Here is a 5212-nt window from a genome sequence, read left to right as displayed (position 1 = left end):
CCGCAAGCCTGCCGAGTCGGCGCGTTCTAACGCGCCGACTCGGCAGGAAAGCGTGTCAGGATGCGCCGACTCGGCGCTGGTGTCAGGCCTGGTAGCGCGGGAAGGCGGAGGCGCCGGCGTAGCGGGCGGCCTCGCCGAGCTCGTCCTCGATGCGGAGGAGCTGGTTGTATTTCGCGACGCGCTCGGAGCGGGCCGGGGCGCCGGTCTTGATCTGGCCGGAGCCGACGGCAACGGCGAGGTCGGCGATGGTGGTGTCCTCGGTCTCGCCGGAGCGGTGGGACATCATCGTCTTGAAGCCGGCGCGGTGGGCCATGTCGACGGCGTCGAGGGTCTCGGTGAGCGTGCCGATCTGGTTGACCTTGACCAGCAGCGCGTTGCCCTGACCGCCCTCGATGCCGCGGGCGAGGCGCTCGACGTTGGTGACGAACAGGTCGTCGCCGACGAGCTGGGTCTTGTCGCCGATGGCGTCGGTGATCGCCTTCCAGCCGTCCCAGTCCTCCTCGTCGAGGGGGTCCTCGATGGAGACGATCGGGTAGGCCGCGACGAGCTCCGCGTAGTAGGCGGTCATCTCCTCGGCGGTCTTCTTGGCGCCCTCGAAGAGGTACGCACCGTCCTCGTAGAACTCGCTCGCTGCCACGTCCAGTGCCAGCACGACGTCCTTGCCGAGCTCGTAGCCGGCCTTGCCGATCGCCTCGGCGATCAGGTCGAGGGCGGCCCGGTTGGACTCGAGGTTGGGCGCGAAGCCACCCTCGTCGCCGAGCCCGGTGGCCAGGCCCTTCTCCTTCAGCACGGACTTGAGGGCGTGGTAGACCTCGGCTCCGGTGCGCAGCGCCTCGGCGAAGGTCGGGGCGCCGATCGGCGCGATCATGAACTCCTGGATGTCCACGTTGGAGTCCGCGTGGGAGCCTCCGTTGAGGATGTTGAGCATCGGGACCGGGAGCACGTGGGCGTTGGGGCCACCGACGTAGCGGAAGAGCGAGAGGCCCGCCGAGTCGGCAGCGGCCTTCGCGACGGCGAGCGAGACGCCGAGGATCGCGTTAGCGCCGGCCTTGGCCTTGTTGGGGGTCGCGTCGGCCTCGATCATCGCCTGGTCGATGGCGCGCTGGTCGTCGGCGTCGAAGCCCTCGATCGCGGGCGCGAGGGTCTCCACGACGGCGGTCACGGCGTTCTGCACGCCCTTGCCGCCGTAGCGCTCGCCGCCGTCACGCAGCTCGACGGCCTCGAAGGCTCCGGTCGAGGCGCCACTGGGGACCTGGGCGCGTGCGAAGGTGCCGTCGTCGAGGACGACCTCAACTTCGACAGTCGGGTTGCCTCGCGAATCGAGGATCTCGCGGGCGCCTACGGCGTCGATCGATGCCACTGAACTACTCCTGGGTCTCAGGGACGGGGTGTCGTCCGTCAGCCTATTACTCGGCCGGATGGGCCTGGCGATTGGAACGTTAACCGGACAGTAGGGGTGCGGCCGGGGTTGCCCACCTGCTGTTCACCCGGGAGTCGGTCGGTCGCAACGTACGTGATGCCTCGGCGCGGAGTGTCGCCGAGATCGTTCGTCCCGGTAATGATTTTCCGAGAGGAACCCCGACATGCAACTCCTGCACAACCGACTCACGCTGGCCGGCATCGGCGTCCTGGCCATCGGGGGCTTGGGCGTCTCGATGGTGACCGTCCTCGGCGGCACCGCCGTCGCCGGCCCCGACCGGCACGGCGAGTTCAGCCGGCTCGCGACCTACCCGGTCTTCCAGAACGTACCTGCCGGGGTGGACCCGGCCGACCCCACCGTCGCCGAGATCTCATCCGTCTCGGAGGACGGGAAGACGCTGGCCTACACCGATGCGCTCGGCGGCCGGATCGGCTTCCTGGACATCACCAAGCCGTCGGCCCCGAAGGGCCTCGGCAGCCACGACGTCTCCGGCGGAAAGGGCGGCTCGCCGACATCGGTCTCGATCGTGGGCGATTACGCGCTCGTCGTCGTCGACGAGTCGACCTACCCCGGCCTCGAGGACACCGAGTGGGAGGACGAGGAGCCTGCCGTCGGCACCCGCGACGGGCGGATCGACGTGATCTCGCTGGCCGCCCCGCACGACGAGGTCGCCTCCTACGACCTGGGCGGTCAACCCGACTCGATCGCGGTCAGCCCCGACGGGACGTACGCCGCGATCGCGATGGAGAACCAGCGCAACGAGGCCGTCACCCCTGCCGGTGGCGAGGAGGGCGACCTGCCTCAGGCACCGGCCGGATCGGTCACGATCGTCGGCCTCGACGGCGGGCCGGCCGAGTGGTCGATCACCGACGTGGCGCTGCCCGCCTCGTTGCTCGACGGGCTGGACACGCCGGAGGACGCGGAGCCGGAGTACGTCGACATCAACGCCGACAACCAGCTCGCGCTCACGCTGCAGGAGAACAACGGCGTCGCGATCATCGACCTTCCGTCCGCGACCGTCGAGACGGTGTGGAGCGCCGGGAACGCGGTCGTCGCCGGGGTGGACACGAGCAAGAACGGGCTCTTCGACCCGGTGGACACCATCGATGTCCCCCGCGAGCCCGACTCGATCCAGTGGGTCGGCCGCGGTCTCGTCGCGACCGCCAACGAGGGCGACTGGAAGGGCGGCAGCCGCGGCTGGACCGTGTTCCGCGCCGCGACCGGCGAGGTGGTCTGGGACGCCGGATCCACCTTCGAGGACCTCGCCACGAAGTACGGGCTGCACAACAACGACCGCGCCGCCAAGAAGGGCACGGAGCCCGAGGGGCTCGCCTTCGAGACCTTCGGCGGCGTCCCGTACGCCTTCGTGGGCTCCGAGCGCAGCAACTTCGTGGCCGTCTACGACATGCGTACCCCCTCTTCGCCGAAGCTCGAGCAGGTGCTGCCGGCGACGAACGGTCCGGAGGGGCTGCTGCCGATCCCGTCGCGCAACCTGCTGGCGATCTCCTCGGAGGAGGACTCGGCCGAGGAACTGGTGCGGGCGTCGGTCTCGCTCTACGGGTTCGGTCGAAGGTCGTCGTCGTTCCCCACCGTGGAATCGGCCTCGACGAAGGGCAAGCCGATCGGCTGGGGTGCGCTGGGTGCGCTCTCGAAGGTGCCCGGCGAGCCCGGCAAGCTCTACGCCGCCAGCGACGCCGCCTACGCCACCGGCCGGATCTACACGCTCGCCGTCGACCGCTCGCCGGCCGTGATCCGCGACGTGCTCGAGGTCACCGACTCCTCCGGGGAGGTCGCGGAGGGGCTCGACATCGAGGGCCTGGCCGCTCGCCGCGGCGGTGGCTTCTGGGTGGCGAGCGAGGGTGCGATCGGTGCCGGCAACGCGCTGCTCCGCCTCGACCGCGACGGCCGGATCACCGAGACCGTCCCACTGCCCACGGAGATCGCCGAGAAGGTCGGCAAGTGGGGTCTCGAGGGTGTGACGGTGACCGGGAAGGGCCGCTCAGAGAAGGTGTACGTCGCGCTCCAGCGCCCGCTGTGGGCCGACTCGACCGCGAAGAAGCCCGGCGTCGACGGCGCGAGCACCGCCCGGATCGGTCGCTACACCCCGGCAACGGGCCAGTGGGAGTGGTTCGGCTACGGCCTGGAGTCGACCTCGGTGGCCGGTGACTGGCTCGGCCTGTCCGAGATCACCGTCGTCGGCGAGGACACCCTCGCCGCCATCGAGCGCGACAAGCAGAACGGCCCCACCGCGGCGGTCAAGCGGGTCTACACCGTCGACCTGCCTCGCAGCGGGGTCACCGGGATCACGCCCGTGAAGCCGCTGCGCAAGCGCCTGGCGTACGACCTGCTGCCTGCGCTGCGGGCCACCAACGGATGGACCCAGGAGAAGCTCGAAGGCTTCACCATCGGTGCCGACGGGCACGCCTACGCGGTCACCGACAACGACGGCCTCGCGGACGCCACCGGGGAGACGGTCTTCCTCGACCTCGGCAAGGCGTTCAAACGCTGAGCATCCTCGTCAGGCCGGCCCGTCACCGTTCGGTGGCGGGCCGGTGTCGTTCGTGGACCGGTCAGTCCTCGGAGCACTCCCCGGCCGGCAGATGCGTGCCTGCCCACTCGGTGAGCGCGCCGAGGGTCGGCGCGAGCGCGGCACCGGATCCGGTGAGCGCGTAGCGGACCGCCACCGGCGGGCCGGGGTCGACCTCGCGGGCGAGCAGGCCCAGCCCGGCCAGCTCGCTGAGCCGCTCGGAGAGCATCGAGTCGCTGATCCCCGCCACCGCCCGCTTGAGCTCCGCGAAGCCGAGCGGGCCCTGGGTCAGGCTGCCGAGGATCACGCCGTTCCAGCGCTTGCCGAGGAAGTCGAAGGCCCGCACGAGCGCGGCATTGCACACCTGCGGATCGTGGGCGGGCTTCGTCGCAGGCATACGTCCCAGCGTACAGGAGTTGCCTGAATCCTGAGGAACTACTATTTTCGTAGTAACCGGAATATTCCTAGTAGCCACGGAGTTCAGAGCGACATGACCGAGACCACTGCCCTGGAGACCACCACCCTCGAGAAGCTGGACGACCGCGGCCGCCAGATCGTCTTCACGGGTGCCCGGACGTCCAACACCTTCGCCGAGACGCCCGTCACCGACGACGAGCTCGCCGACGTCTGGGAGCTCACCCGCTGGACCCCGACGATGGCCAACACCCAGCCGCTGCGGGTCGTGTTCGTGCGCACGGGAGAGGGCAAGGAGCGCCTCCTCCCCCACATCGCCGAGGGCAACGTCGAGAAGACCAAGGCCGCCCCGGCGACCGCGATCGTCGCCTACGACAACAACTGGCACGAGGAGATCCCGAACGTCTTCCCGATCCGCCCCGAGATGAAGGACTACTTCGAGGGCGACGAGACCGCTCGCCATGGCGCCGGTGGCTGGTCCGCCGGCCTGCAGGCCGGTGCCTTCATCCTCGCCGTCCGCGCCGCCGGCTTGGCCGCCGGCCCGATCGCGGGCTACGACACCGCGGGCGTCGACAAGGAGTTCTTCCCCGACGGTGGCTGGACCGCCAAGATGATCGTCAACATCGGTCACCCGGGCGAGAACCCGTGGTTCGACCGGCTCCCCCGAGTCGAGACCGAGGCCGCCGTCAAGTGGGCCTGACCCGCTGAGCTGGACATCCGAAGCGCTCGCCCGCCCGAACCACAGGCGAGGGCGTCTTGCTTACCTGTAAGCGGGGGGGGGATAACGGGTGGAATTATTAAGTGAATTAAGTGATACCAGAGTAAATTTTGGACGATGGCCACCACCCACA

4 protein-coding genes are annotated in these 5212 nt (G+C 69.6%); 2 read left to right on the top strand and 2 right to left on the bottom strand.

Annotated elements, in window-relative coordinates:
• Positions 1–82: 82 nt before the first annotated feature.
• Complete coding sequence (eno, locus tag ACFV9G_RS29485; RefSeq protein WP_091050554.1) at positions 83–1360, bottom strand: phosphopyruvate hydratase; 1278 nt, start codon at positions 1358–1360, stop codon at positions 83–85.
• 223 nt (positions 1361–1583) lie between these two features.
• Here eno and ACFV9G_RS29480 point away from each other — a divergent pair, with 223 nt between their 5' ends.
• Positions 1584–3929, top strand: a complete 2346-nt coding sequence (locus ACFV9G_RS29480; RefSeq protein ID WP_378732975.1) for an esterase-like activity of phytase family protein — start codon at positions 1584–1586, stop codon at positions 3927–3929.
• Positions 3930–3990: 61 nt separating this feature from the next.
• Here the strand turns inward: ACFV9G_RS29480 and ACFV9G_RS29475 are convergent, their stop codons facing one another.
• A complete protein-coding gene (locus ACFV9G_RS29475) occupies positions 3991–4344 on the bottom strand; it encodes a winged helix-turn-helix transcriptional regulator (protein WP_378732972.1) in 354 nt (117 codons plus the stop codon).
• 93 nt (positions 4345–4437) lie between these two features.
• On the opposite strand from ACFV9G_RS29475, the gene ACFV9G_RS29470 reads away from it, so the two are divergent.
• Positions 4438–5061, top strand: a complete 624-nt coding sequence (locus tag ACFV9G_RS29470) for a malonic semialdehyde reductase (protein WP_378732970.1) — start codon at positions 4438–4440, stop codon at positions 5059–5061.
• Positions 5062–5212 lie beyond the last annotated feature (151 nt).

Source organism: Nocardioides sp. NPDC059952 (assembly GCF_042730435.1).
In the GTDB taxonomy this organism is placed as follows: Bacteria; Actinomycetota; Actinomycetes; order Propionibacteriales; family Nocardioidaceae; genus Nocardioides.
Note: the sequence above shows the minus strand (reverse complement) of the source record. Positions and strands in the feature narration are given on the sequence as shown.

Coding starts and splice junctions, on each gene's coding strand:
- ACFV9G_RS29475 (WP_378732972.1), bottom strand. CDS start 4,344: ATGCCTGCGACGAAGCCCGCCCACGATCCGCAGGTGTGCAATGCCGCG.
- ACFV9G_RS29470 (WP_378732970.1), top strand. CDS start 4,438: ATGACCGAGACCACTGCCCTGGAGACCACCACCCTCGAGAAGCTGGAC.
- ACFV9G_RS29480 (WP_378732975.1), top strand. CDS start 1,584: ATGCAACTCCTGCACAACCGACTCACGCTGGCCGGCATCGGCGTCCTG.